Source organism: Streptomyces sp. WMMB303 (assembly GCF_029351045.1).
Classification (GTDB): domain Bacteria; phylum Actinomycetota; class Actinomycetes; order Streptomycetales; family Streptomycetaceae; genus Streptomyces.
Genome location: NZ_JARKIN010000001.1, coordinates 3,356,666 through 3,382,697 on the forward strand (window position 1 = coordinate 3,356,666; position 26,032 = coordinate 3,382,697).

General features: G+C 72.3%; 24 protein-coding genes. 10 read left to right on the plus strand and 14 right to left on the minus strand.

What is annotated here, in order from left to right; translation table 11 throughout:
- Nucleotides 1-23: 23 nt before the first annotated feature.
- The 4 genes from P2424_RS14950 to P2424_RS14965 all read left to right on the plus strand — a co-directional run bounded on the left by P2424_RS14950 (nucleotide 24) and on the right by P2424_RS14965 (nucleotide 3,835).
- Entirely contained in the window at nucleotides 24-185 is a 162-nt protein-coding gene (locus P2424_RS14950) for a hypothetical protein (protein WP_276476232.1), read from the plus strand.
- A 512-nt stretch (nucleotides 186-697) separates the two neighbouring features.
- Complete coding sequence (locus P2424_RS14955; RefSeq protein WP_276476233.1) at nucleotides 698-1,489, plus strand: hypothetical protein; 792 nt, start codon at nucleotides 698-700, stop codon at nucleotides 1,487-1,489.
- Between the two features lie 160 nt (nucleotides 1,490-1,649).
- Nucleotides 1,650-2,426, plus strand: coding sequence for a FadR/GntR family transcriptional regulator (locus tag P2424_RS14960; protein ID WP_276476234.1), 777 nt, complete (start codon nucleotides 1,650-1,652; stop codon nucleotides 2,424-2,426).
- Between the two features lie 53 nt (nucleotides 2,427-2,479).
- Nucleotides 2,480-3,835, plus strand: a complete 1,356-nt coding sequence (locus tag P2424_RS14965) for an MFS transporter (protein ID WP_276476235.1) — start codon at nucleotides 2,480-2,482, stop codon at nucleotides 3,833-3,835.
- Nucleotides 3,836-3,937: 102 nt separating this feature from the next.
- Here the strand turns inward: P2424_RS14965 and P2424_RS14970 are convergent, their stop codons facing one another.
- From P2424_RS14970 to P2424_RS14985, 4 genes are read right to left on the minus strand one after another with little or no spacing between them, the layout of a single operon-like run.
- Nucleotides 3,938-4,660 (minus strand): ABC transporter permease subunit, encoded by a 723-nt coding sequence (locus P2424_RS14970; RefSeq protein ID WP_276476236.1) that lies wholly within the window; start codon nucleotides 4,658-4,660, stop codon nucleotides 3,938-3,940.
- 22 nt (nucleotides 4,661-4,682) lie between these two features.
- Nucleotides 4,683-5,630 carry an ABC transporter ATP-binding protein gene (locus P2424_RS14975; RefSeq protein WP_276476237.1) on the minus strand — a complete coding sequence of 316 codons (948 nt, stop codon included), beginning with the start codon at nucleotides 5,628-5,630 and terminating at the stop codon, nucleotides 4,683-4,685.
- Complete coding sequence (locus P2424_RS14980) at nucleotides 5,627-6,565, minus strand: ABC transporter permease subunit (protein ID WP_276476238.1); 939 nt, start codon at nucleotides 6,563-6,565, stop codon at nucleotides 5,627-5,629. The genes P2424_RS14975 and P2424_RS14980 overlap by 4 nt, the downstream gene beginning before the upstream one ends.
- Nucleotides 6,555-7,529, minus strand: coding sequence for an ABC transporter ATP-binding protein (locus P2424_RS14985; protein ID WP_276478981.1), 975 nt, complete (start codon nucleotides 7,527-7,529; stop codon nucleotides 6,555-6,557). Before P2424_RS14985 ends, P2424_RS14980 begins: the two co-directional genes overlap by 11 nt.
- 412 nt (nucleotides 7,530-7,941) lie before the next feature.
- Between P2424_RS14985 and P2424_RS14990 the strand changes: the two genes are divergently transcribed.
- Both P2424_RS14990 and P2424_RS14995 read left to right on the plus strand, forming a co-directional pair.
- Nucleotides 7,942-9,738, plus strand: coding sequence for an SDR family oxidoreductase (locus P2424_RS14990; RefSeq protein WP_276478982.1), 1,797 nt, complete (start codon nucleotides 7,942-7,944; stop codon nucleotides 9,736-9,738).
- A 71-nt stretch (nucleotides 9,739-9,809) separates the two neighbouring features.
- On the plus strand, nucleotides 9,810-10,772 hold the full coding sequence (locus P2424_RS14995; RefSeq protein WP_276476239.1) for a MerR family transcriptional regulator: 963 nt from the start codon (nucleotides 9,810-9,812) through the stop codon (nucleotides 10,770-10,772).
- A 44-nt stretch (nucleotides 10,773-10,816) separates the two neighbouring features.
- On the opposite strand, the gene P2424_RS15000 is transcribed toward P2424_RS14995, so the two are convergent.
- A complete protein-coding gene (locus P2424_RS15000) occupies nucleotides 10,817-11,719 on the minus strand; it encodes an LLM class flavin-dependent oxidoreductase (RefSeq protein ID WP_276476240.1) in 903 nt (300 codons plus the stop codon).
- 73 nt (nucleotides 11,720-11,792) lie between these two features.
- On the opposite strand from P2424_RS15000, the gene P2424_RS15005 reads away from it, so the two are divergent.
- Nucleotides 11,793-12,308, plus strand: a complete 516-nt coding sequence (locus P2424_RS15005) for a hypothetical protein (RefSeq protein WP_276476241.1) — start codon at nucleotides 11,793-11,795, stop codon at nucleotides 12,306-12,308.
- Between the two features lie 106 nt (nucleotides 12,309-12,414).
- Here the strand turns inward: P2424_RS15005 and P2424_RS15010 are convergent, their stop codons facing one another.
- From P2424_RS15010 to htpX, 6 genes are all read right to left on the minus strand, one after another.
- Nucleotides 12,415-13,419, minus strand: coding sequence for an amidohydrolase family protein (locus P2424_RS15010; protein ID WP_276476242.1), 1,005 nt, complete (start codon nucleotides 13,417-13,419; stop codon nucleotides 12,415-12,417).
- Between the two features lie 160 nt (nucleotides 13,420-13,579).
- Nucleotides 13,580-13,933 (minus strand): arsenate reductase (glutaredoxin), encoded by a 354-nt coding sequence (gene arsC / locus P2424_RS15015; protein ID WP_276476243.1) that lies wholly within the window; start codon nucleotides 13,931-13,933, stop codon nucleotides 13,580-13,582.
- A 123-nt stretch (nucleotides 13,934-14,056) separates the two neighbouring features.
- Nucleotides 14,057-15,043 (minus strand): NAD-dependent epimerase/dehydratase family protein, encoded by a 987-nt coding sequence (locus tag P2424_RS15020; RefSeq protein WP_276476244.1) that lies wholly within the window; start codon nucleotides 15,041-15,043, stop codon nucleotides 14,057-14,059.
- Nucleotides 15,044-15,241: 198 nt separating this feature from the next.
- Nucleotides 15,242-15,865, minus strand: a complete 624-nt coding sequence (locus tag P2424_RS15025; RefSeq protein ID WP_276476245.1) for a hypothetical protein — start codon at nucleotides 15,863-15,865, stop codon at nucleotides 15,242-15,244.
- Nucleotides 15,866-16,066: 201 nt separating this feature from the next.
- Nucleotides 16,067-16,654, minus strand: a complete 588-nt coding sequence (locus P2424_RS15030; protein WP_276476246.1) for a hypothetical protein — start codon at nucleotides 16,652-16,654, stop codon at nucleotides 16,067-16,069.
- Between the two features lie 76 nt (nucleotides 16,655-16,730).
- Nucleotides 16,731-17,636: a zinc metalloprotease HtpX gene (gene htpX / locus P2424_RS15035; protein WP_276476247.1), complete on the minus strand. Its 906-nt coding sequence runs from the start codon at nucleotides 17,634-17,636 to the stop codon at nucleotides 16,731-16,733.
- Nucleotides 17,637-18,059: 423 nt separating this feature from the next.
- Between htpX and P2424_RS15040 the strand changes: the two genes are divergently transcribed.
- A complete protein-coding gene (locus P2424_RS15040) occupies nucleotides 18,060-18,944 on the plus strand; it encodes an HAD hydrolase family protein (RefSeq protein WP_276476248.1) in 885 nt (294 codons plus the stop codon).
- Nucleotides 18,945-19,020: 76 nt separating this feature from the next.
- Here P2424_RS15040 and P2424_RS15045 read toward each other — a convergent pair whose 3' ends face one another.
- Nucleotides 19,021-19,896: a LysR family transcriptional regulator gene (locus tag P2424_RS15045; protein ID WP_276476249.1), complete on the minus strand. Its 876-nt coding sequence runs from the start codon at nucleotides 19,894-19,896 to the stop codon at nucleotides 19,021-19,023.
- A 254-nt stretch (nucleotides 19,897-20,150) separates the two neighbouring features.
- Here P2424_RS15045 and P2424_RS15050 point away from each other — a divergent pair, with 254 nt between their 5' ends.
- Nucleotides 20,151-21,017, plus strand: a complete 867-nt coding sequence (locus tag P2424_RS15050) for an EamA family transporter (RefSeq protein WP_276478983.1) — start codon at nucleotides 20,151-20,153, stop codon at nucleotides 21,015-21,017.
- Nucleotides 21,018-21,025: 8 nt separating this feature from the next.
- A complete protein-coding gene (locus P2424_RS15055) occupies nucleotides 21,026-21,400 on the plus strand; it encodes a VOC family protein (RefSeq protein ID WP_276476250.1) in 375 nt (124 codons plus the stop codon).
- A 37-nt stretch (nucleotides 21,401-21,437) separates the two neighbouring features.
- On the opposite strand, the gene cydD is transcribed toward P2424_RS15055, so the two are convergent.
- Nucleotides 21,438-25,001 carry a thiol reductant ABC exporter subunit CydD gene (gene cydD, locus P2424_RS15060; RefSeq protein ID WP_276476251.1) on the minus strand — a complete coding sequence of 1,188 codons (3,564 nt, stop codon included), beginning with the start codon at nucleotides 24,999-25,001 and terminating at the stop codon, nucleotides 21,438-21,440.
- A 15-nt stretch (nucleotides 25,002-25,016) separates the two neighbouring features.
- A complete protein-coding gene (cydB, locus tag P2424_RS15065; RefSeq protein ID WP_276476252.1) occupies nucleotides 25,017-26,024 on the minus strand; it encodes a cytochrome d ubiquinol oxidase subunit II in 1,008 nt (335 codons plus the stop codon).
- Nucleotides 26,025-26,032 lie beyond the last annotated feature (8 nt).

The following is a 26,032-nucleotide window of genomic DNA, read 5'->3' on the forward strand; positions in this document are numbered from 1 at the left end:
GCTCCTGTGCGTCGACGATGCCGGTGAGGGCTCGCAGACCCGCCCGCACCTGGCGCGCCGAAGCCTGCCCCACCCGCTCCTACGGCCTGTACTGGTCGACGGACGACGCGGCGACCGCCCTCGGCCGCTCCTACGACATCCTCATCCACCTCCACCAGGTCAAGGCCGCCCACATCCTCCAGTGACGCAACAGGCAGGGGCGGGGTCGGAGTTCCGGAAGAAGTCGGCAATGTTCGACCACCGGCCCGCCCCCACCAGGCGAAAGAGGCGCGCAGCGGCAGCACGGAGACCGGACCGAGCGGGAGAACCTCCGCGCGTCCACGCCCTCCTGCCGCCCTCACCACCCCCACCGGCAGCGAAATTCCGCAACCCCGCTCCGAAGCCAAGACCGTGACGACACGCTGAGCTACTCACCGCTTGGCGGCTCCGGGAGAACAGGGCATTCGCGTAACCGTACGACTCTCGAATCGTTGTACCTCTTGCGTGGAGGCGATGTACGAGCGACGGCGTCGAGAGTGTGTGAAGTGGTGGTAGCCGGCGGGGACAAGGCCCGACGCGGGGCCTCCCGCCGGTCGTGCGGTACGTGGGAAGACATGAGCTGACCTCCGCTCCTGGCTCCTGGATACGGACACCTGACGACCCCAGGCGAACGGGGTTTCCCAGACGTGTCCGAGACCAGGACCAAGGAGGGTCTGCCATGTACACCGATTCCGTCCTTCTGGAGTCGCGAAGCGCGCGCTCCGGTATGACACACAGGGTCGAGATCCTCGACAGAGTGAAGGCGTTGGCGATTTCCACAGGTGGTGCACAGGCCACCACGCGGGATGTGGCCGACTACTTCGAAGTGCCCCTCAAGACTGTGGAAAAGCTGACCGAGCGGCACCGCGACGAGCTCATCAGCAACGGAATGGCTGTCCTACGGGGCGTTGAGCTGCAGAAATATCAGACCGACGAGTTGTCGGTCTCATCCGAGCAGGCGCAAGGTTATCCACAGCGGCGCAGTGGCCTCACCGTCTTCAGCCGCCGCGCCGTCCTCGACGTGGCGATGCTGCTGCGGGACAGCGTGATCGCGCAGCGGGTGCGTACATACCTCCTCGATGTCGAGGAGAGCGCTCGTGCACGCCCCGGGATGGAGGAAATGCGGCAGTCGACACAGGAGTTGCGGCAGACGGTCCGGACGCTGTCCGCCGGATACGGATCGCTCGACCGCAAGGTCGGCAACCTGGAGACGACCGGTGCCGAACTCGGCGCCGTACTGCAGGAACTGGCCCCGGTCATCGGCCGTATCTCCACGCGCGCCGAGCGCATGGACCACCGGCTGGCAGACACCGAACAGCGCACGGAGCGCACCGAGCGGGTGGTGTGCGCGATGAGCCAGCGGCTCGCCGACATGGGCGAGGAGATGCGGGGCGTCCGCCGGGAGTTGCAGGCTGTCGTACGCGCCGTGAGCGCCGCGTCGACTCCCCCGGCGCCGCGCGCGGAGTCCTGAGCCGGCACACCAGGAGAGAAATCCGAGAGGAGTGAAGTCGGGGGACAAGGGGTGACCCCGGCTCGTCGTACCGGGCCGGGGCACCATCTCAGCCGAGGGCACTTGTAGGATGACCGGGCAACCGGGCGAATGACTCGAGGAAGCCGAAGGAGTGGGAGCCATGACGCTGCGGGCCGCGGGGCGGCAGTCCCTCGTCGACACCGTCGTCGGTGAGCTGCGCGCGCAGCTCACGGCGGGAGAGTGGCCGGTGGGCGAGCGCATCCCCACCGAGCACACGCTGGCCGAGCAGCTCCAGGTGGGACGCAACACCGTCCGCGAGGCGGTGCGGGTACTGGTGCACGCCGGAATGCTGCGCTCCCGGCAGGGCGAGGGCACGTTCGTCGTGGCCACCGCCGACCCCGGCGAGATCGTCCGCGGGGTGCAGCGCGCGGACGTACGGGACGTGCTGGAGCTGCGGATCGCACTGGAGGCCGAGGGCGCCCGCCTGGCGGCCCTCCGCCACACCGCGGCCGACCTGGAGCGGATGCGCGCCGCGCTCGCCGCGCAGGCCGCCTTCCGCGACCCCCTCGGACAGCCCGCGCACGGGCAGTACGAGCTGTACGCGGAGCACGACATCGAGTTCCACGTCGCGGTCGTCGACTCCGCGCACAACGCCGCACTGAGCGCGACGTACGGCTGGTTCAGCAGCTCCGTCCGGGACGCACTGGTCGCCTCGCTGCACGACCGGCACATGCCCCGCATCCACGAGACCGACCACCACGACCTCGTGGACGCCATCGGGACCGGCGACCCGGAGGCCGCCGAGCGCGCCGCGAGGTCGCTGCTCGCCAAGCCGAAGCAGGCCGTGGACGCGCTGCTGGACACCGGCCCCGGCACCGGTACCGACCCGAACGCCGGCCCCGGCACCGGTACCGACCCCGGCGGGGGCGCCGGTTGAGGCACCGGCATCCCCGCGCACCAGCTGCCCGTCGAGAAAGGCACCACCCCCGCATGTCCCGGTCCCCGCACCCGCCGTCGCCGCAGCAAGGGCTCAGCACCGAGGAGCTGCCGACAGCCGAGTTGATCGACGCGACGGAGGGTCCGGCGCCCGGGCCCGCCGCGGCGGCGGCCCGCCGCAGGCTGCGGTCCCATCCGCTGCTGCTGCTCGCCGGTATCGTCCTCGCCTCGCTCAACATGCGCGCCGCCCTGGCCGGGGTCTCCCCCGTGCTGGGGCAGATCAGCGACGACTTCGGCATGACCGCCACGGTCAGCAGCCTGGTGACGACCATCCCGCTGCTCTTCATGGGTGTCGTCTCACCGCTCGCACCGGGGCTGGCCCGGCGCCGGGGCACGGAGACCGTGCTGTTCGGCGCACTGGTGCTGCTGACGGGCGGCATAGTGCTGCGGATCGCGCCGCCGACGGTCGCGCTCTTCCTGGGCTGCGCCGTGGTCGGCTCCGGCATCGCGCTGTTGAACGTACTGATGCCCGGTCTGATCAAACGGGACTTCCCTCAGCAGGCCGCGGGGATGACGGCCCTCTACTCGACGGCGATGATCCTGGGCGCGACCGCCTCCGCCGCGGCTGCCGTGCCGTTGGAGCGGGCCCTGGGCGGCTGGCGTGGTTCGCTCGTCTCCTGGGCGCTGCCGGCCGGGCTCGCGGCCTGCGTCTGGCTGCCCCAGGTCCTCCTCGTCCGGCGCCGGACGCCGCACGGCCGTCCTGCCGCCGCTGCCGCACATGCCGCGGCCGGTGCCGCGGCGACGCGGGAGGTGCCCGGCCCCCGGCTGGCCCGGTCCGTACTGGCCTGGCAGATCACGCTGTTCATGGGATCGCAGTCGCTCATCGCCTATGTGACCATCGCCTGGCTGCCGACCCTGTTCACCGACCACGGGATGAACGAGACGAGCGCGGGCCTCGTCTTCGCGTTCAGCACACTGGTGCAGATGGCCGGATCGTTCGTGGTGCCCGTGCTGGCCGGGCGGATGCGCCGGCAGCGGCTGCTGTGCACGACGGTTGCCCTGTCCATGGCAGCCGGAATCGCCGGGCTGCTGATCGCCCCCGTGACCGGCGCATGGGTGTGGGCGGCGCTGCTGGGCCTGGGCCAGGGGGGTGCCCTCGGGCTGGCCCTGACGCTGATGGTGCTGCGCTCGGGGGACGCGCACACCGCGGCCCGGCTGTCCGGCATGGCGCAGACCTGGGGCTATCTGCTGGCCGCCGCGGGCCCGTTGCTGCTCGGCGCGGTGCACCAGGCCACGGACGGCTGGACGGTGCCGATCGTGCTGCTGCTGTGCGTGTGCGCGGGACTGGTGCTGCTGGGCCTGGGCGCGGGCCGGGACCGCCGGATCGGCGACGGCGCAACCGCCGGCTGAAGGCCCCGGCCCGGCGGAAGTTGCCCACAAGGGGCAGCACGCCCGGTCGCGGCGGCCTGCCGGTGGGACCGCGTGCCCTCCCACCGGCGGGGCGCCGTCCGACTACTCCTCCCCGGCCAGCTTCAGGGTCCGCAGCTTCTGCCCCGCGAAGAGAGCGCCGCCGACGGTGACGATCACGAGGAGCACCACGGCGGTCGGCACCGCCACCGACGAGCTGACGTCCGCACCGCTGCCCGCGATCTTCTCGGCGAGCGCGAGTGCCCACTGCTGCACGCTGAGCGTCTTGGCGCCGGGCACCAGACTGCCGATGAGCGCCTCCCAGATCAGCGCGTACACCAGGCCGATCACGACGGCGTGCCTGCTGACCGTGCCCAGCAGCAGGAACAGCGCGCTGTAGGCGAGGGAGGCGACCGCGGCGGCCACCGCGTAGGCGACGGCGAGCTGCTGGCTGTTGCCGTTCAGCACGAAGCCCGCGACGAGGACCGGCACCGCCGCGAAGACGGCGGTCGTCCCGGCGGCGACGAGCAGTTTGGTGACGATGATCGAGGTGCGGCCGACCGGCTTGGCGAGCAGATAGACGACCGAGCCGTCGTCGATCTCCGGACCGATGGCGCCGGTTCCGGCGATCACGCCGATCAGCGGCACCAGGGTGGCGAGTGCGAAGCCGCCGAGCAGTTGGCTGGTGACCGCGTCGTCGGCGCCGTTCATGGCGCGTACGGCGGCGGCCACCACGAGCAGCAGCGCCGGCAGCGCGCACAGGATCAGCGCGCGGCGGCGGCCGAGGAGAGCCCGCCAGGTGAGCCGCGCGACCGTCGGGTTGTACATCGGGTCAGCTCCTTTCCGCCGCTCAGGCCGCGACGAGGTACGAGAAGACGCTCTCCAGGGACTCGTCGGAGGGCGAGACGGTGTAGAGCCGGATGCCGTGCTCCCGTGCGGCACGGGGCAGCAGGGTGGTGAAGCGGGTGAAGTCCACGGCCTGGATGCGCAGTGCCTCCTCGGTCCGGTCCAGCTCGATGCCCGCTGTACAGGCGTCCGCGATGAGCGCGGCGGCCAGCCGCCGGTCGTCGCTGGAGCGCACCAGGTAGCGGTGCGGCCGGTCGGTCATCAGGCGGCGGATCTTGCGGAAGTCGCCACTGGCCGCGTGTCGTCCGGCGACGATGACCTCGATGTGCGAAGCGAGCTGTTCGACCTCCTCCAGGATGTGCGAGGAGAACAGCACGGTGCGGCCCTCGTCGCCCATCTTGCGCAGCAGCTCCATCAGATGCATGCGCTGGCGCGGGTCCATTCCGTTGAACGGCTCGTCCAACAGCAGCACCGTGGGGTGGTGCACCAGTGCGGAGGCCATTTTCACCCGCTGTCGCATGCCCTTGGAGTAGGTGGAGATCCGGCGGTCCTGGGCGTGTTCCATCTCCACCGTCGCCAGCGCCTCGGCGGCGGCGGCACGCGGGTCGCGCAGCCCGTGCAGTTCGGCGTTGGCCAGGACGAACTCCTCGCCGGTGAGGAAGTCGTACATCCCCTCCCGCTCCGGTACCAGGCCGATGTGCCGGTAGGCGTCCTCGTTGCGCCAGATCGGCGCCGCTGCGGGCCTGCCGTCCGGACCGGGCGGGGGCTCCAGGGTGACGGTCCCGTTCGAGGGCGAGAGGAAGCCGCCCATCATGTGGATGAGGGTGGACTTGCCGGCGCCGTTGGGCCCGAGAAGGCCGGTGACACCGGGGGCGATGTCCATGGTGATGTCGTTGACCGCGACGACGTTCCCGAACCAGCGGGAGACGCGGTCGATGTGGATCGTGCTCACAGTCCGGCCTTTCGGTAGCGGCGCAGCAGCAGGGTGCAGAAGCAGACGATCAGTGCCGCGAGGACGACGAGGTAGACGGCGCCCTGGATACCGGTGAGGGTCTGCGCGTCCGGGAACCCGGAGCGGCCGCCCAGGAACCTGCTCTGCACACCGTCCAGCAGCGTCCCCGGCGATCCCAGACCGAGCCAGCCGATGGCGGCGTTGTTGTCCGAGGTCCAGGCGATGCCCTGGAGCGCGGTGACGAGGAAGTACGGGACCGTGATCGCGACGATGATCGCGGCCACGCCGAAGCCGCGGCGCGGGGTGAGGGCGGCGATCCAGGCGGCGATGGCGGCGTGCAGCAGCGCGAACAGCGCGCAGAACACCAGGCCCTGCGCGGCCCCCTCGGTCTGGTCGCCGAAGTCGAGCTTCACCAGCAGGGCACCGATGTACATGATCAGCACGGGGATGGCCGTGAACAGGAAGAGCGCCGCCGACAGGGACGCGTACTTGGCGGCCACGTAGTCGCTGCGCTCCATGGGGCGCGAGAAGTAGAGCGGCGTCGTCTTGAAGCGCAGGTCCATGGAGATGGCCTGCGGCGCGGCAGCCGCCAGGTAGATGCCCAGCAGCGGCTGCAGCAGCAGTATGTACTCCGCGTATCCGACCTCCAGGTCCTTGGCCTTGGTCAGAGCCGCGACCGCCACCAGGATGGCGGCCGGGATGCACACCGCGGCGAACAGCAGCAGCGGCAGCACCTTGGACTTGGCCGAGCGGCCCAGCCCGTACGCGCCGCGCAGCGACTGGCTGAACAGCGCCCGCCGGGCGTAGGAGCGGCCCAGCCGGGGCCCCTCGTAGCCGCGGTAGCCGATGTTGTGGATGACGTCCTGGCCGCGTTCGGCGGCGGGCGCCCCACCGCTCGCGGTGGCCGGCGGCGCGGGGGTCTGGTCAGGCGACATCGCCGCTGCTCCTTTCCGTGAAGACCTCGGAGATCTGGTGCCTGCGCCGTTCCATGCGGACCAGGCCCAGGCCGAGTTCGGCGACGGTGTCCCGCACGGTGTCCAGGACCGACTCGTCGGCGTCTCCGCTCTCGCCGCCGATGTCGAGGGTGACCAGGTGCCCGGCACCGGGCGCCGGTGCGCTGCCGGGCGCGGGCTCGTGCGGTTCCAGGCCGCCCTTCCGGAGCGCGGCGCGGAGGACCGCCGTGCCGTCGGGGTGCTCGTCGGTGTCGGTGACCTCGACGGCCAGGACGGCGGTGCGCTGGGTGAAGTCGGCAGTCGAGGAGGAGCGCAGCAGCCTGCCGCCGTCGATGACGACTATGTGGTCGCTGGTGCGTTCCAGTTCGCCCAGCAGGTGCGAGGTGACCAGGACGGAGATGCCGAAGTCGGTGTGCACCCGGCGGATCAGGCCGAGCATCTCGTCGCGGCCGACCGGGTCGAGTCCGTTGGTCGGTTCGTCCAGCAGGACGAGCCGCGGGTCGTGCACGAGCGCCTGGGCGAGCTTCACCCGCTGCTTCATGCCGGTCGAGTAGCCGCCCATCGGCCGGTAGCGCTCCTCGTAGAGGCCGACGTGGCGCAGGGTGTCGGCGGTGCGCTCCCGCGCCGCGGTCGCGGGCAGGCCCGACATCCGCGCCATGTGGACGACGAACTCGGTGGCGGACACATCCGGGGGCAGGCAGTCGTGCTCGGGCATGTACCCCACGCGCTCCCGGATCGCGCCGCCTTGGGTGGCCACGTCCATGCCGAGCACGGACGCGGTGCCCTCGGTGGCCGGTGAGAGCCCGAGCAGGATCTTGATGAGGGTCGATTTCCCGGCTCCGTTGGCGCCCACCAGACCGGTGACGCCCGGCTCGATGCCGACGGTCAGCCGGTCCAGGGCGGTCACCCGGGGGAACCGCTTGCTGAGGCTTTCGATCGCGATCACAGTCACGCTCCGACGCTATGAGCCGCTCGCCGCGTCCGCGTCAGACGCTGCGCCGGTTTCGGCGCGGAGCACGTACCTCTCAAGTGCTCCGGCGCCTCACTCTCAGGTCGGAGGCACCCGTAGGGGAGCGCCGCGACCGGCCCCGGAGCAGCTGCCGGCGACCGGCTTCCGGGGTTTTCCACAGGCTGGGAGGACCCTCTTGACCACGCCACGGACCGATGTCACATTCATCGGTGTCACGTTGCGCAGGTGCCGGAGGCCGCCGACGAACGCACCGGGGAGGCAGGACGGGACGGGCGCGAAGTTCGAGGAGATCCTGGTCGTCACCGACTCCCGGGACCTCCTGGAGAGCGCGTTCTGGCTGGAGAACGATCTGCCGCGTGTGCGGCCGGCAGGAGGAGGTACGGGCGGTATGAACGAGAACACGGACGGCAGCACGGAGGCGGGCGGACTGCCGGCGGGAGCGCGGGAGCGCCGCGTCGCCACCGGCGGGATCGAGCTGTGCGTCGCGGAACTCGGCGACCCCGCGCGGCCGACGGTGGTCCTGCTGCACGGCTATCCGGACAGCAAGGAGGTCTGGTCCGCGGTGGCGCGCCGGCTCGAGGACCGCTTCCACGTGGTCCTCTACGACGTACGCGGCTGCGGCAGGTCCACGGTGCCCAAGCCGCTGCGCGGCGGGTTCACCCTGGAGAAGCTCACCGACGACTTCCTCGCGGTGATCGATGCGGTCAGTCCGGGCGAACCCGTGCATCTGGTGGGCCACGACTGGGGGTCGGTGCAGGGCTGGGAGTTCGTGACGGTGCACCGTACCGAAGGGCGGATCGCCTCCTTCACCTCGATCTCCGGCCCGTCGCTCGACCACTTCGGCCACTGGCTCAAGAAGCGGACGACCCGGCCGACGCCGCGCCGCGCAGCCCAGCTCCTCGGCCAGGGCGCCAAGTCCTGGTACGTGTACGCGCTGCACACCCCGATGCTGCCGGAACTGGCGTGGCGGGGGCCGCTCGGCAAGCGCTGGCCCCGTCTCCTGGAGCTGTCCGAGAAGGTGCCGCGCGGCGGCTATCCGACCGACTCGCTGCCCGACGACGCGGCGCACGGCGCCTGGCTCTACCGCGACAACGTCCGGGCCCGGCTGCGCCGCCCGCGCACCGACTGCTACGCACACGCACCGGTGCAGCTCGTCACACCCACCGGGGACGCTTTCCTGAGCGAGCACCTGTACGACGATCTGGAGCAGTGGGCGCCGCGGCTGACCCGGCGCACGCTTCCGGCCAAGCACTGGGTGCCCCGCACCCGGCCAGACCGGCTGGCGGACTGGATCGGCGAGTTCGTCGACGGCAGCGATCCGCAGCTGCCGACCCCCGCGCCGTCGGCGACCGGCTCGTACGCGGACCGGTTCGCCGGTCAGCTGGTGCTGGTGACGGGCGCCGGCAGCGGGATCGGCAGGGCGACGGCGTTCTCCTTCGCGGAGGCCGGAGCGCGGGTGATCGCCGTCGACCGGAACGCGGAGAGCGCCGCCCGCACCGCCGACATGGCCCGACTGATGGGCGCGCCGCAGGCGTGGGCGGAGACGGTCGATGTCGCGGACGAGCAGGCGATGGAAAAGCTGGCCGAGAAGGTGGCCGCCGAGTACGGCACTGTCGACGTGCTGGTCAACAATGCGGGCATCGGAATAGCGGGTGCCTTCCTGGACACCTCGACGGAGGACTGGAAGCGCACGCTGGACGTCAACCTCTGGGGGGTCATCCACGGCTGCCGCCTCTTCGGACGGCAGATGGCCGAACGTGGCCAGGGCGGGCACATCGTCAACACCGCATCCGCCGCCGCCTATCAGCCCTCCCGCGCGCTGCCCGCGTACAGCACCTCCAAAGCCGCCGTGCTGATGCTCAGCGAGTGTCTGCGCGCCGAGCTGGCGGGAAAGGACATCGGGGTGACGGCGATCTGCCCCGGCTTCGTGAACACCGGCATCACCGCGACCGCGCGCTTCGCCGGGGTGGACGAGGCGGAGCAGCAGCGCCGCAGGCGCCGCACCTCCCGGCTCTACGGGATACGGAACTACCCGCCGGAGAAGGTGGCGGACGCCGTCCTGCGTGCGGTCGTACGCAATCAGGCCGTCGTACCGGTGACACCCGAGGCCCGCGGGGCACGGCTGCTGGCCCGCTTCGCCCCGCGGGCCCTGCGCGGGATAGCCCGTATCCAACCGCCCACCTAGACCCGAGGTGACGGCCGGCGGACCCGAGGGCCCGTCGCGTGCCGTACCGGCCGTCAGAGGAGTTCACCACCATGCCTCCGTCCCCCCATCCCGCGGGGCCGACGCCGGCTTCGACGTCGGAGTCCGAGTACCGCATCGAGGATCTCGCGCAGCGCAGCGGCGCCACGGTGCGCACCATCCGCGCCTATCAGGACAAGGGCCTGCTGCCCAAGCCCGGGCGGCGCGGCCGTGCCAACGTCTACGACGACTCGCACCTGGCACGGCTCCAGCAGATCGCCGACCTGTTGGAGCGCGGCTACACGCTGGCCTCGATAAGGGAGCTGCTCCAGGCGTGGGACGAGGGCCGTGGGCTCGCCGGGGTGCTGGGCCTGGTGACAGAGGTGGACGGGCCGTGGACGGACGAGGTGTCGGGCCGCGTCTCACGCGCCGAGCTCGGTGAGCTCTTCGGCGGGGAGTACGACGAGGAAGCGGTCTCGGAGGCGGTGGCCCTGGGAGTGCTGGAACCGCTTCCGGGCCGCGAGGACGAGTTCCGGGTGCCGAGCCCGCAGGAACTCTCGGTGGCGGCCGAGCTGCACACGGCGGGCGTGCCGCTGCCCGCCATCACCGGGCAGCTGCGGGAACTGCGGGGCCAGGTGGAGCACATCGCCGCCCGGTTCCTGGACTTCACCAACGAGCATGTGTTCGTCCGCTATCTGGGCGTCCACCTGTCTGACGGGGACGCCTCCGAGGCGGCGGACCTGGTGCGCCGCCTCCGCCCGCTGGCACAGCAGACCGTGGAGGCCGAACTGGGGCGGGCGATGCAGAAGTTCGCCGCCCGCAACCTGCGCGACCATCTCCGCTCGGCGGCCGCTGCCCCGACCGACCCCGTACCGGCGGAGCCGGCCCGCACCACACGGATACGGCTGCCGACCGAAACCGTGGAGGCGGTCGGCGCCCTCGTCGGCGAGGAACGGGTGCCGGACTTCATCGCGGCGGCGGCGGAGCGGGAGGTGCGGGCCCGGCAGATGGATCGGATGAGTACGGAGGGGAGATGAGCTGCGGGCCCCGGCTCGGCCAGCCGGGTACCGGGGGCTCCGGCTCAGCCGGCGCGACCGAGCTGGGCGGGGGCTTCGGTGGCGATCCGCTCGAAGATCGCCTCGTCGGCCTCGAAGCGGGTGCCCGGGAGGGGCCAGTGGAGGACGAGTTCGTCGAAGCCGAGAGCGGCATGGCGGCCGGCGAAGTCCACGAAGGCGTCGAGGGACTCCCACGGGCGGTCGGGGGTGAAGCCGGTGAGGAGGGTACGGCCCAAGGTGTCCGGCGCCCGGCCGCTGTCGGCGCACGCCTTCTCCAGAGCATCGGCCTGGCGGGCGAGGGCGGCCCGGGAGTCGGCGGGCGTACCCGACTCGTTGGCGGCCGGGTCACCCGTCGTCACCCATGCCTGGCCGTGGCGGGCGGCCAGCCGCAGCCCGCGCGGACCGGTCGCGGCGACGGTGAACGGCAGCCGGGGCCGCTGCACACAGCCGGGGAGTCCGCGCGCTTCGTGGGCGGCGTAGTAGGTGCCCTCGGCCGTCACCTCCTCCTCGGTGAGCAGCCGGTCGAGCAGCGGGACGAACTCGGCGAAGCGGTCCGCCCGATCCCGGCGCGACCATGCCTCCTCACCCAGGGCGGTCGCGTCGAAGCCGGAGCCCCCGGCGCCGATACCCAGGGTGATCCGGCCGTCGCTGAGATCGTCGAGGGTGATCAGTTCCTTGGCCAGCGGGACCGGGTGCCGGAAGTTCGGCGAGGTGACCATCGTGCCGAGGCGCAGCCGGGAGGTGACGGCGGCAGCAGCGGTGAGGGTGGGGACGGCACCGAACCAGGGGCCGTCGCGGAACGGGACCCGCCACGAGAGGTGATCGTAGGTGTACGCGGCGTGGAAGCCCAGCTCCTCGGCCCGCCGCCACCTCTCCCGTCCACCCTCGGACCAGCGGCGGACGGGGAGGATCACGGTACTCAGACGCATACCCCGAGCTTAAGCGCACAGCCCCGCGCACCCCGCTTCGCGGCCCGGTGCGGGAGCAGGCATCCTCGGTGGTATGGACCACACCCATCCGCCGCACCGCATGCCGGAGCTCCACAGCACCGAGTCGGCCGTCTCCGTGCTGTGTGCGCTGGCGGAGCGCAGGGGGCTTCCGGTGTCGGTGGAGCATGCCATCGGTGCCGACGAGTCGTCCCGGCGGACGGCGGCCGGAGCGTTCGCGGTCACCGACGAGGACGGCTCCCTGCCGCACGAGGCGCTGCTGGAGATCCCCGCGACGGGCAGCACGGCGGACGGCGGCGGTGCGCCGCTCACCCCGAAGATCTCGATTCAGCTCTTCGAGGAGGGCGACGCGCACATCACGGTCGACGGGGTGACCTTCCACGATCTGCCGCGCGAGGCGACCCCGGCGTTCCTGGAGGCGGTCTTCGACCGGCGCGCTCATCTGAAGCGGACCTGGTACCCGCCGTTCTGCCGGCTGGTGGTCGCCCTGGACGACGAACTCTCCTACCGGGAGGTCGTTCCGATGGCGTATGGCGGCCTGTCCCGCTGGATGAACTCCCTGCCGGGATAGCCGCCGGACAGCCAGGCCAGCCGCCGGGACAGCCTGGACAGCCGCCGGGACGGTCAGGAAGCCAGAAGACAGGACGTCGAGGGCCGGGTCTGCCGCCGTCGCCGGGTCAGTCCAGTCCGCAGACCCGTGCCGCGTTGTCGTGGCACACGGCCCGCAGCCACGCGGGGCCGAGGCCGGTGCGCTCCTCCAGCGACTCCAGCGCGTCGGCGTACGGGTACGGGATGTTGGGGAAGTCGGTACCCAGCAGTACCCGCTCGCCGAGGTCGGCCAGGCGAGGCAGGGCGTCGGGGGGAAAGGGAGCGGCCTCCTCGGCGAAGCCGGTGAAGGCCATCGTCGTGTCCAGCATGACTTCCGGATGGCGTGCGGCCAGCGCGAGGAACTCGGTGTACTCGGGCATGCCCAGATGCGCGACGACCAGGCGCAGCTTCGGATGCCGCTCCAGTACGGCACCGATCGGACCGGGGCCGGTGAACGCTCCGGGTACCGGCCCGGAGCCGCAGTGCGTGACGACGGGGGCGCCGGCGTCGGCGAGCAGGCCCCACACCTCGTCCAGCACGGGGTCGCGCGGATCGAACCCGCCGACTTGGAGGTGGCATTTGAAGACGCGCGCGCCCTGCTCGATTGCGCGGCGCACGTCGTCGGAGGCACAGGGTTCGGCGTAGAAGGTGGCGGTGTGCAGGCAGTCTGGCGTGCGGGCCGCGAAGTCGGCAGCCCAGTCGTTCAAAGAGCGGGCCATGCCCGGCTTGTGCGGATAGAGCATCGAGGTGAACGCGCGGACGCCGAAGCCGCGTAGCACCTCCAGTCGGCGCTGCTCGTCGGTGCGGTAGGTGATCGGCCAGGCGCGTCCGACCAGTGGCCCGGCGGCGTCGAAGTAGGCCCACACCTTGGCCAGCAGCCGTTCCGGCATGAAGTGCGTGTGGATGTCGATCAGCGCGGGTGCACCGATGCGGGTGCGGAACGCGGCCACGCGCTGCCGCTCCGCGGCGGCCCACTCCTCCAGAGCCTGCTCGTCCGCGGCGCGGTCTTCGGTGGCCCGGTCTTCGGTGGCCCGGGCCGCCGGTATGCCGCTTCCCGGCGCCCGGTTGTCCTGCGCCTGCTCGTGCCTGCTCATATCCGACTCCTGTGACTCTCCGGGTGGGCGACGGAGGCGGCCGCCGCGCTCGTCCGGCCACCCGTTCCGCCCCCTGGCGCGGGCTGTGAGCGGCCCTGACGCGGGTGGCACACAGGCAGGACGGAGGAAATGACGCGCCCGAGCGGGAAGCCGACGCGGGTTACAGCACCTGGCTCGCGACCTCGGCCGGCCGTGCCAGCCGGGTGCCCTTGTCCGTCACCACGAAGGGCCGCTGGATCAGTGCGGGGTGTGCGGTCATGGCCTCGATCAACTCGGCGTCGGTCACCTCCGGCCGGTCGAGGCCGAGTTCCTGGTAGGCGGCCTCCTTCGTCCGGACGGCGTCCCCGGTCCGGATCCCCGCGTCGGAGATCAGTCCGCGGAGGGTGTCCGCGTCCGGCGGGGTCTTCAGATACTCCACGATCTCGATCTCGTAGCCCGCGTCCTCCAGCAGTGCCAGGACCTTTCGGGAGGTCCCGCAGCGGGTGTTGTGGTAGAGCGTCGCCGTCTTCGCCATGGCGTCATGCTATGCCGGTGCCTCGGCCCGGCTCCGCGCCGCGTCCGCCCGGCGCCGCGTCCGCCCGGCGCCGCGTCGGGCCGGCGCCCCGTCGGGCCAAGGCCCTGACCGTACAAGGCCCCGTCAGTCCAGCACCGCGAGCAGTTCTCGTTCACGCTCCGCGCCGAGTCCGGCCCGCCGCGGCCTGTCCAGGCCCTGCTCGCGCTCCCAGCGCAGGGTGTCGGCCAGCATCTCCGGGCGGGATCGGTGGTGGAGTCCGGCGGCGCGCGCGGCGGCGCCGCTGCGGGCCGAGAACCCTTCCCAGCCGGGCTTCACCAGCCACATCGGCAGCGACTCGGGGCCCATGTACTGGGCCACGTCGTGGGCGAGCAGCCATTCGGACCCCGCCGAGCGCACCGGTCCGGTGTGGCCTCCCGCGTCCCGGGACATCTCGATCCAGTCCGCGAAGGGAACGACCGGTCCCACCGCGTCGTAGGTACCCGTGGTCCCGTTCGCGGCGGCGTGGAGCAGCCAGGCGACCAAGTCCCGCACGTCGACCGTCTGGGTCGGCAGAGCGGGGGTGTCGGGCACCAGCATCGTCCCGTGCGGGTCGCGGGCCGCGCGGGCCACCCAGTAGCCGGACCGGCCGCTCACATCGCCGGGCCCGCCGATGAGGCCGGAGCGGGCGGTCAGCAGCCGGTCGCCGACAGCGGCTGCCGACGCCTCCTCGCAGGCGACCTTGGCCTCGCCGTACAGCGAGCGGTCGACCTCGCCCCGGTCGGTGGGGGCGAGAGTGGCTGCGGACTCGTCGGCGCCGAACTCGGCGTGGGAGGCATAGGCGTTGCCGGAGGAGACGTAGGTCCAGTGTCCGGCCCGGTCCCCGAGCGCGTCGAGCGCACCGCGGACGAAATCCGGCTGCCAGGACACCTCGAAGACCGCGTCCCATGCCCGTCCCGCCAGCGGCGCGTACGCCGCTGGGTCACGCCGGTCGGCGGCGACCAGCGTGGCGCCGTCGGCGACCCCTCCGCTCTCCCCGCGCGCGAGGCACGTCACCGTGTGCCCGCACTCGATCGCCTGCCGCGCCAGTTCGCGCCCTACCCACGCTGTTCCGCCCAGAACGAGTATCTCCATCCCGCCACACAACCAGCGAAAGCGCGGCCTGCCCAGGCCACTTCGCCGAGAGCGCAGCCCACGGGCGGGACCCCGCCCGTCCGCGCCAACCGCGCGCGAACGCCACATGCGCGCCCCCGGTGACGGGGACGCGCACGGGGGAGGCGCCCGGGGCGCCGGGAGAGTGCCGCGAGTACCGGATACTCGTCGGCCGCTCGGTCACTTCGTGACGGGCCACTCCAGCGGGGCCTTGGAGAAGCCCCGGTTCAGCTCGACCGCGGCGGCCTTCTGGCCCTCCGGGATGAGGAAGGCGGAGCAGATCTTCTCCGAGTCGCCCTCCTTGACCTTCTTGTCGGAGTCGAAGCCGGGGCAGTTGGGCCACTTGGCCTGCCCGAGAAGGACGATGAGGGCGCGGGTGCGCTTGTTCTTGTCCGTCTTGATGACCAGGTCGTCGTCCATGTCGCCGAGTTCCATGGTCTTGCCGCCCTTGTGCTCCAGGGTCGACCAGACGTAGACGGGGATCTGCGGACCGTCGTCCTCGTCCTTCTTCAGGCCGGAGTTGTCCATGTCGGCCTTCGTGCCGGTCTGCACCTTGGTCGGCGTGACCGTGTACCTGGCGCCCCTGGAGCTCGACTCGTCGCTCTTCTGTACCGGGCCGGCCTGCCCCAGCCGGAAGGTCGTCTTCTCCTTCGAGGAGCGGGAGCCGGAGTCGGAGGAGTGCGATCCCGCGTGGCTCTTCTTCTTCGACTTCTTCGAGCTCGAGTCGCTGTTGCACCCGGTCACCGCGACGGTCAGCACCAGCGCTCCCGCCACCGCCGGAACAGCACGAGTCCACGTACGCATGTCTTCCTCACTTCCCCGTTGATCCCCGTATCCGGCCGGGGCGGCTTCGCCAGCACGGCCGGACCATGTTCTGAGCGCATGATCCTGCCAGAGTTGAATCCGCCTCTCGCAGGGAGGGGTTGCCAAGGCGCCACCGCCGCGGCGCGGCGGCCCGCACCGGGCCGGTTCCGTGCGGTTCCCGCCTGGGGTGCCCGCCCGTGCTCAGAGCCCGGGGGCGCCCCAGACGGGGAACCAGCGGCCGAGGTCCTCCTCCACCGTCAGGTCGTTCGCCAACAGGCCGCGTACCTGGAGCTCCAGCGCGTTGTCCCGCTTCTCCGCGCCGCCGGGCAGCGGGGCGAACGGGTAGAAGGTGCCGCGCTTGTAGAGGTAGATCAGCGCGAGGGAGGCGCCCGAGTTCTCGTGCCGGAAGGACACCAGCGAGCAGAGCAGTTGCGGGCCGAACCCGCCCTCGGCGAGGAGCGTGTTGACGGCGTGCAGATCGTTGACGAGCGACGCCATGTCGTCGGCCGACTGGCGTGCGGTGAGCCAGGTGTAGCCGTAGGAGTCCTGGCCGAACTCGACGGGGATGCCGCCGCGCGCCGTGTCCGCGTCCAACAATTCGCGTACGTCGCTCTGCAGCCGGTTGAACGCGCCGCCCTCCACGCTGGCGAAGCAGACGGCGCCGACGCCGGTCGGCAGGAACGCGGTCCCGGCCTGCAGGGTCAGCGCGGCGGCGGGCAGCGCGAAGAGCTGGTCGAGGTCGGGCCGCTTGGGCTTGCTGCGGCCCAGAAGCACGTCGAGAAAGCCCACGCTCGGCCTCCGTTCGGAAGTGGGTCGTCGCCCACGGTCAGGAGAGTGTGCTTCGTTGTGAGTCGTCCTTCGGTGGTCACTGGCCGAGCTGCGTCGATATCCGGCTGAGCTGCTCCAGGCGCTTCTCCAGCTTCGGGTGCGAGGAGAACAGCGAGGCGAGGCTCTCGCCGGAGAGGGCCGGGACGAAGAAGAAGGCGTTGTACGGCTCGGCCTTCCGCAGGTCCTTGGTCGGTATCCGGGCGATGTCGCCGCTGATCTTGGTGAGGGCGGAGGCCAGGGTGGAGGGGCGTCCGGTCAGCAGGGCTCCGGCGCGGTCGGCCGACAGCTCGCGGTAGCGGGACAGCAGCCGGGTGAGCAGAAAGCTGATCACGTAGACGACGGCGCTGACCAGCGGGACGAGCAGCAGAAGCAGCCCCACCCCGTTGTTGTCCCGGCCCGCGCTGCGGCCGAGGCTGCCCCACAGGGCCACCCGCGTCATGATCCCGGCGAGCACCCCGAGGAAGGAGGCGATGGTCATGACGGCGACATCCCGGTGTGCGACGTGCGACAGCTCGTGCGAGAGCACCCCTTCGAGTTCGTCACGCTCCAGTCGGCGCATCAGTCCGGTGGTGGCGCAGACCAGGGCGTTCTTCTGGTTGCGGCCGGTGGCGAAGGCGTTGGGGACGTCGCTGTCGGCGATCGCCACCCGCGGCTTGGGCATGTCGGCGAGGGCGCACAGCCGGTCGACGGCGCCGTGCAGCTCCGGGGCCTGCTGCGGGGTGACCTCGCGAGCGCCCATGCTGAAGGCGGCGATCCGGTCGCTGAACCAGAACTGCGCCACGAACAGCCCGCCCGCGATCACCAGCACGAAGGGCCAGGCGTTGCTCAGCACTGCCACCAGGACGCCGACCAGAACGACGTAGAGCAAGCCGATCAAGAACATGGTGGTGACCATCCGTGCGGTCAGGCCACGGTCTGCGACGTAGCGCGAGTGACGAGCCATGGCGGCCGCTCCTTCCTGAGGCGCGGAGGCTGTAGCGCGGGAACGCAGCACGTATGGGGCGCTCTCTTCGATTGTGCCTGTTCGACCGCTTTGGGGGCGATAAGTGCGCTCTGCCTGCGCTGACTGCGCCCTGACCGTGCTCTGACCTGCTGAGCGCCGCGTGACCGCGATGACCGTGCTGTTCGAGGGGCCGGGCCGCCGTGACCCGAGGGCCGCCGTGTCCGTGCCGCTGGTCGGGGGCGTGCGCGGAGTGGCGGCCCGTGCCAGCGCCCCCGCACCCGGCCGGGTGGGCACACGGGGGTGCTCACTCTCGTCCCGTGCGCCCCTTGCGTGCGCTGGCGTGCCCCCTGTCCTCACTGTGTGCTCTCATTCATCACTCATCCGTGCAGAGGTCCGCACGCATGTTCAGGCATATGCGCGAAGATGGTTCACGTGACTTATCCGACGCGTTCGTCCGCACACCCCGCCCCCCGGCCCCAGCCGTCGCCCGGCAGGCGCACCGCCCCCCGCCTGATCGCCACCGATCTGGACGGCACCCTGCTGCGGAACGACAAGACGGTCTCGGACCGCACCATCGCGGCCCTCGCCGCGGCGGAGTCCGCCGGGATCGAGGTGTTCTTCGTCACCGGCAGGCCGGCCCGCTGGATGGACATCGTCAGCGAACACGTGCACGGCCACGGGCTCGCCATCTGCGCGAACGGCGCGGCCGTCGTCGACCTGCACGCGGGCGGCCGGGTGATCCGGGTCCGCGAACTCGCGCGACCGGACGCGGTCAATGTGGTGCAGGCCCTGCGGGCCGCGGCGCCCGGCGTGAGCTTCGCCGTCGAGCGCACCGCGGGCATCCACTACGAGCCCGCGTACCCGTCCTTCCCACAGGACCCCGGAACCTCCTACGCGCCGGTGGACGAGCTGCTGGCCGACGGCGGGGACGGCCACCTCGCCGACCCGATCGTCAAGCTCCTCGCCCACCACCCGACCGGCGACCCCGACGCCTTCCTCACGCTCGGCTGCACGGCCGCCGGGGCGCACGCCGAGTTCACCCGCTCCAGCCCCAGCGCCCTGCTGGAGATATCCGGCCGCGGCGTCAGCAAGGCCAGCACTCTCGCGCTGGCCTGCCAGGAGCGCGGCATCGCCCCGCACGAGGTCGCCGCCTTCGGCGACATGCCCAACGACCTGGCGATGCTCACCTGGGCCGGCACGTCCTACGCGATGGCCAACGCCCACCCGGACGTGCTGCTGAGCACGGACCACGTCACCGGCTCCAACGAGGACGACGGGGTGGCCGCCGTGATCGAGAGCTTCCTGTGAGACACCCCGTACCGGGCGGTCCGGACGTCGGGCCGAGAGCGCTCGCGGCGGGCGGCGGCCCGCTCGCCGGGGTGCGTCAGGAGTGCTCCCGGTAGAGGTCGGTCAGCAGGGCGGCCGCGGCGTGGGTCGCGGGGTGCGGGTCGTGGTGCTGCCAGACGAGATGGACGGGGACGGGAGCGGCGTCGCGCAAGGGGCGGTAGGCGATGCCGACGCGGCGGTACTGGGTGCTGGTGGCCTCGGGGGTGATGCCGACGCAGCGCCCGGTGGCGATGGCCGCGAGCCAGTCGTCGATGTCGTGGGTGTACTCGATGGCCGGGCGCGCCTCCGCGGGCCACAGTTCGAGAGTGGTGCTGCCGGTGCGCCGGTCCACGACGACGGTGCGCTGCCGCACCTCGTCGAGGCGGACGCCGCGGCGCCCGGCCCAGGGGTCGTCGGAGGCCATGGCGAGGACGCGGCGTTCGTGGCCGAGGACCGCGTGCGCGTAGCGGTGCCGGTCGACGGCGGTGCGCACGAGGGCGAGGTCGCACACCCCTTCGGCCAGCCCGCCCGTCGGGCTGTTGTGACGGATCAGCTGCAGCTCGATGCCGGGGTGGCGCTCGGCCCAGCGGCGCTGGAACTCCGCGGTGTGGCGGCCCGCGGAGGCCCAGGCGTGTCCGAGGCGGAGGCGGGTGCGCCCGGCGGTGGCCGCGCGGACCAGGTTGTCGGCCTCGGCGAGCAGTTGGCGGGCGCGGACCAGGACCTCCACTCCGGCGGTCGTGGTGGAGACGGTGCGGCTCGTGCGGTGCAGCAGCCGGACGCCGAGGAGCTGTTCCAGGGAGCGCAGGGTGCGGCTGACCGAGGCCTGCGAGACGCCCAGTTCGAGGGCGGCGTCGGTGAAGCTCCCGGTGTCGACAATGGTGACCAGGCAGCGCAGCTGGCGCAGCTCCAGTTCCGGCCCTGATGCGTTCTGCATACGCACAGCGTATCGATGGCGACTGCGATGCATTTTGCGTATGCATGATGGCGGACGACAGTGCGGTCATGGCACGGTCCTCCGCACCCCGCACGCACCAGACGCCCCACGCACCCGCCCCAGCACCTGCACCCGCACCCGCACCTGTCATCGACGCCCTGGCCACGCCCGGCACACCCGGCACGGCAGACGTGCCTGCCGTGTACGCAGCGCCCGGGCCCACCCGCCGCGGCCGGCTGTCCGGACTGGCACTGATGCTGTGCAGCAGTGTCTCCAACCAGTCCGGTGCGGCCCTCGCCTCGCTGGCCTTCCCGACCCTCGGCCCGGTCGGCGTGGTGGCGGTGCGCCAGTGGGTGGCCGCCGTGCTGCTGCTGGCCGCCGGCCGGCCGCGGCTGCGATCCTTCACCGCCGCGCAGTGGCGGCCGGTGCTCGGCCTGGCCGTGGTGTTCGCCGCGATGAACCTGTCGCTGTACGCGGCGATCGACCGGATCGGGCTCGGCCTGGCGGTGACGCTGGAGTTCCTCGGCCCGCTGACCGTGGCGCTGGCCGGTTCGCGGCGTCGGCTGCATCTGGGCTGCGCCGGGGCCGCCGCGGCGGCCGTCGTCGTGCTGGTGCGGCCCGAGCCGAGCACCGACTACCTCGGCATCGCGCTCGCGCTGCTGGCGGCGGTCTGCTGGGGCTGCTACATCCTGCTCAACCGCACGGTGGGGGAGCGGCTGCCCGGGGCGCAGGGCTCGGCCGCCGCGGCACTGGTCTCCGGAGCGCTGTATCTGCCGCTCGGGATCGGCGTGCTGCTGCACCACCGGCCCACGCTCGCGGCCGTCTCCTGCGCCCTGGCCGCCGGGGTGCTGTCCTCCGCCGTCCCGTTCCTGTCCGACCTCATGGCCCTGCGCCGGGTCCCGGCACACTTCTTCGGGGTCTTCATGAGCGTCAACCCGGTCTCGGCGGCGCTGATCGGACTGGTCGCGCTGGGCCAGCACCTTCCGGCGCTCTCCTGGGCGGCGGTCCTGGTGATCGTGGCCGCCAACACGGTCGCGGTGAGCACCGAGGCGCATCCCCGCAGCCCGGGTCCGCCGGTGGTGGAGAAACGCGGTGGACCGGCGGGGCGGCCCGGCCGATAGTTCTCCGTATGTCTTCTCTCGTGCGCCACCTCACCTTCGACTGCCACGACGCCTACAACCAGGGCCTGTTCTGGGCCGCGGTGCTGGAGGGCACCCTGTCCGACGACGACCATCCGGGCGACCCCGAGGCGCTGGTGACGGCGCCCGGCGCGGCGCTGCTGTTCGTGACCGTGGAGGATGCCAAGACGGTCAAGAACCGGGTCCATCTCGATCTCCAGCCACAGGACCGCACCCGGGAGGAGGAGGTCGAGCGGATCCTGGCGCTGGGCGCCACGCTGGTGGCCGACCACCGCACCGCGGACGGCCGGGGCTGGGCGACGCTCGCCGACCCCGAGGGCAACGAGTTCTGCGTGGAGCGCAGCGCCGCCGAACGCGCGGCCTGAGCAGGCAGGCTGCCGCAGTACCGGGTCGGTGCACAGGTCACACCGCCGACACCGGAGCGGCCCCGGAAGCGGCGGCAGCGCCGGAGGCGGCAGCGCGTTCGCGCTCCAGCGCCGCCGCGAACGGGCCTTTGGAGCGGGTCAGTTCGGCGTAGCCACCGCGTTCGACGACCCGGCCGCGGTCCAGCACGACGATCTCGTCCACCGCGGCCAGCCCCTGGAGGCGGTGGGTGATCAGTACCGTCGTACGGCCCTCCGTGGCAGCCAGCAGGTCGGCGGTCAGTGCGTCGGCCGTGGGCAGGTCCAGGTGCTCGGCGGGCTCGTCCAGGACGAGGACGGGGAAGTCGGCGAGGAGGGCCCGGGCCAGCGCGAGGCGTTGCCGCTGACCGCCGGAGAGCTGGGCGCCGTACTCGCCGACCAGGGTGTCCAGGCCGCGTGGGAGGGTCGCCACCCAGTCGTCCAGACGGGCGGCGGCGAGTGCCGCGTGCAGTTGGGGCTCGGTCGCGGACGGCCTGGCCAGCCGCAGGTTCTCCCGTAGCGAGCTGTCGAACAGGTGGGCGTCCTGGGCGCAGAGACCGACCTGCCGTCGGACGGTGTCGGTTGCCGCGTCGAGCGCGGAGACGGTCGGGTCCGGGCCGAAGGTGTAGGTGCCCGCCTGTGGGTTCACGAAGCGGAGCAGCACGTTGGCGAGGGTCGTCTTGCCGGAGCCCGAGGCGCCGACGACGGCCACCCGGCGGCCGGGTGTCAGATCCAGATCGAAACCGGCGAGGGCCGGCCGCGCCCCCGTCGGGGCGTCCGGATAGCGGACGGTCAGGCCGCGGACGCGGAGGGGGAACGGGTCGGCGGGCAGCGGTTCGAGGTGCTCCGGTTCCTCCACGGGGGCGGGCGCGTCCAGCACCTCGTACACCCGCTCCGCCGAGCGCCGCACCCGCTGCCGGAACTGCACAGCCTGGGGAATCGGCGTCACCACCTCGAACACGGCGAGCGGGGTGAGGACGACCGTCGCCAGGAGGAGCCCGTCCAGCCCACCGGCCGTGGTGGCGCGTGCGCCCGCCCACGCCGCTGCCGTCACGGTCAGACCTGCGGCCAGGGTGCTCAGCCCGGACGCCAGCGCGGTGCCGGACGCCGAGCGCGCCGCGATCCCGGTCAGCTCCGTGTCCGCCTCGGTCACACCGGCGCGGCGGGCCGCGAGCGCGCCGGTGACCGGCAGTTCACCGGCCGCGGTACCGGTGAGCAGGTCCACTGTGCGGACCGCCAACCGGGCTCGCGCGGGGGCCAGTCGGCGCTCCGTACGCCGGGAGAGGGCCGCTGTGAGCGCGGGTACCGCGATGCCGGCCACCGCCAGGCCCACCGCGAGGGCCGCCCCGGCGGCGGGCAGCAGCCAGGCGGTGAAGACGACCGCCGCCGCGCTGACCGTTCCGGCGACGGTGGCCGGCAGCAGCCAGCGCAGGAAGTAGTCCTGGAGCGCGTCCACGTCCGAGACCAGGCGGGTGAGCAGGTCGCCGCGCGCCCGGTTCCGCAGGCCCGCCGGGGCGAGGCGCTCCAGTCGCCGGTAGACGGTGACGCGGAGCTCCGCGAGGACGCGCAGGGCGGCATCGTGCGAGACGAGGCGTTCCGCGTAGCGGAAGACGGCTCGGCCGATGCCGAAAGCCCGGGTCGCGGTGACCGCCACCATGAGATAGAGGATCGGCGGCTGCTGGGCGGCGCGTGAGATCAGCCAGCCCGAGGTCGCCATCAGCCCTGTCGCTGCGGCCGCCGCGAGGGCGCCCAGGGTGAGGGCGAGGGCGAACTTGCGGCGCAGGCCGTGGGCTGTTTCGCGGACGCGGGTGAGGGGGTTTCGGGTGGGGGCGGCGCCGGCTGCCGGTGAGAGGCGGGCGTCGGTGGGTGTCTGCGGGCTGCCTCGTCCCTCCCCCGCTCTCAGGCCGGGGGCGTCCCCGCTGCCGCCCCCGACCGCGGGCAGCTCCGATGCGGTCGCGGCAGCCCGCGTCATCACCGCGTCGCCGGGCAGCTCGAGCACCCGGTCCGCCGCTGCCGGCAGCGTCGGCCTGTGGGTCACCAGGACCACCGTCCTGCCCTTGGTCAGCCGCCGTACGGCGGCCAGTACGGCGGCCTCGGTCGCCCCGTCCAGCGCGGCCGTCGGCTCGTCCAGCAGCACCAGCGGGCGGTCGGCGAGAAAGGCGCGGGCGAGGGCGACGCGGCGGCGCTGTCCCGCGGAGAGACCCGTCCCCGACTCCCCCAGCTCCAGTGCCGGGTCGAGATCCGGCGCCCCGGCGTCGGCGAGCGCCCGGACGACGGCTGCCTCACCGGCGTCGGGCCGTGCCAGACGGACGTTGTCCGCAACCGACCCCGCGAAGAGGTACGGGTGCTGGGGCACCCAGGCGATCTGCTGGTGCCAGGCGGCGAGGTTCAGCTCGGCGAGCGGCAGGCCGCCCACCAGCACCCGGCCCTCGGTGGGAGGTGTGAAGCCCAGCAGCACCGACAGCAGGGTGGACTTGCCGCCTCCCGAGGGACCGGTGAGGGCGACCGTCTCACCGGGGCGCAGCATCAGGTCCGTCGGTGGCAGCGACCGTCCCGCACGCCCCTCGTGCCGTACGGCGACTCCCTCCAGTGCCACGGCGGCACCGGAGACGTCCACGCGGGCCGTGCCGGAGGGCGGCATGGGCCGCTCCAGCACCTCGAAGACCGACTCCGCCGCCGCCAGCCCTTCGGCGGCCGCGTGGTAGTGGGTGCCGACCTGGCGCAGCGGCAGGTACGCCTCCGGCGCGAGGATCAGCACCATCAGCCCGGTGTGCAGGTCCATCTCCCCGCGCACCAGGCGGGTTCCGATGCTGACGGCGACGATGGCCACCGAGATGGTCGCCAGCAGTTCCAGCGCGAACGACGAGAGGAACGCCAGCCGCAGCGTGCGCAGGGTGGCGCGGCGGTAGTCGGCGGTGATGGTGCGGATGTTGTCGGCCTGGGCCTTGGCGCGGCCGAAGACCTTGAGGGTCGGCAGTCCTGCGACGACGTCGAGGAAGTGGCCGGACAGCCGGGCGAGCAGCTTCCACTGCCGGTCCGTCCGCGACTGGGTGGCCCAGCCGATGAGGGCCATGAACACCGGGATCAGCGGCAGGGTGACGACGATGATGGCCGCCGAGATCCAGTCGGCGGTCCCGATGCGGGCCAGTACGGCGACGGGCACCACGACGGCGAGGCCGAGTTGGGGCAGGTAGCGGGCGAAGTACTCGTCGAGCGCGTCGATGCCCCGGGTCGCGAGGGTGGTGAGTTCGCCGGTGCGCTGCGTGCTGAGGAAGCCGGGCCCGAGCGCGGTGGCCCGCTCCAGCAGCCGCCGCCGAAGCTCGGACTTGACGGCGGCCCCGGAGCGGTGCGCGGCCAGTTCGGTCAGCCAGGAGACCAGGGCGCGGGCGAGGGAGACGGCGGCGAGCAGGAGCAGTGCGCCCTGTTCGAACCGGCCGTGCCGGTAGGCGCCGACGACCACGTCCGTGAGCAGCACGGCTTGGGCGACGACGAGTCCGGCGCCGGCCAGCCCGAGAGCCACGGAGGCGACGAGGAAGACACGCGTGGCACGGGCGTACCGCACAAGCCGCGGATCGACAGGTTTCATCAGGCAGTCCCCGGCTCAGTGTCCGCCGGAGGGTGCGAGGTGCTGGGTTCCGATGCGCTTGCGGAACACCCAGTAGGTCCAGCCCTGGTAGAGCAGGACGACGGGGGTGGCCAGCGCCGCGCACCAGGTCATGATCTTCAGCGTGTACGGGGTGGAGGAGGCGTTGCTGACGGTGAGGCTCCACTGCTCGTTCAGCGTCGAGGGCATGACGTTCGGGAACAGGGACAGGAAGAGCATCGCCACCGCGGCGACGATCGCCAGCCCGGAGAAGGTGAAGGCCCAGCCCTCGCGGCCGGCGAGGTTGGTGGCGAGCGCGGCGACCAGTGCGGCGGCGGCCACCAGCAGGGCGGCCAGGGAGCCGGTGTCGCCCCGGTGGGCCTGGGTCCACAGCAGGAAGCCGAGTGCGAGCACGGCGGCGGTGGCGCCCGCGCCGGTCGCGGTGCGGCGGGCCCGGGTGCGGATGTCGCCGGCGGTCTTGAGCGCGGTGAAGACGGCCCCGTGGAAGGTGAAGAGGGTGAGGGTGACCAGGCCGCCCAGCAGCGCGTAGGGGTTGAACAGGTCGGCCAGGTTGCCGACGTACTCCATGTCCGCGTCGATCCGCACCCCGCGCACGATGTTGGCGAAGGCCACTCCCCACAGGAACGCGGTGATCAGGGAGGTCCAGAAGATGGCGTGCTCCCAGTTGCGCTGCCAGTGCTCCTCCTCCCGCTTGGCGCGGTACTCGAAGGCGACGCCGCGCACGATGAGGCAGAGCAGGATGATCAGCAGCGGCAGGTAGAAGCCGGAGAAGAGGGTGGCGTACCACTCGGGGAACGCGGCGAAGGTGGCGCCGCCCGCGGTGAGCAGCCACACCTCGTTGCCGTCCCAGACGGGCCCGATGGTGTTGATCAGTACCCGCCGCTCGGCCCGGTCCCGGGCGAGCAGCTTGGTGAGGATGCCGACTCCGAAGTCGAAGCCCTCCAGGAAGAAGTAGCCGATCCACAGGACGGCGATGAGGACGAACCAGACGTCGTGGAGTTCCATTGCGCAGC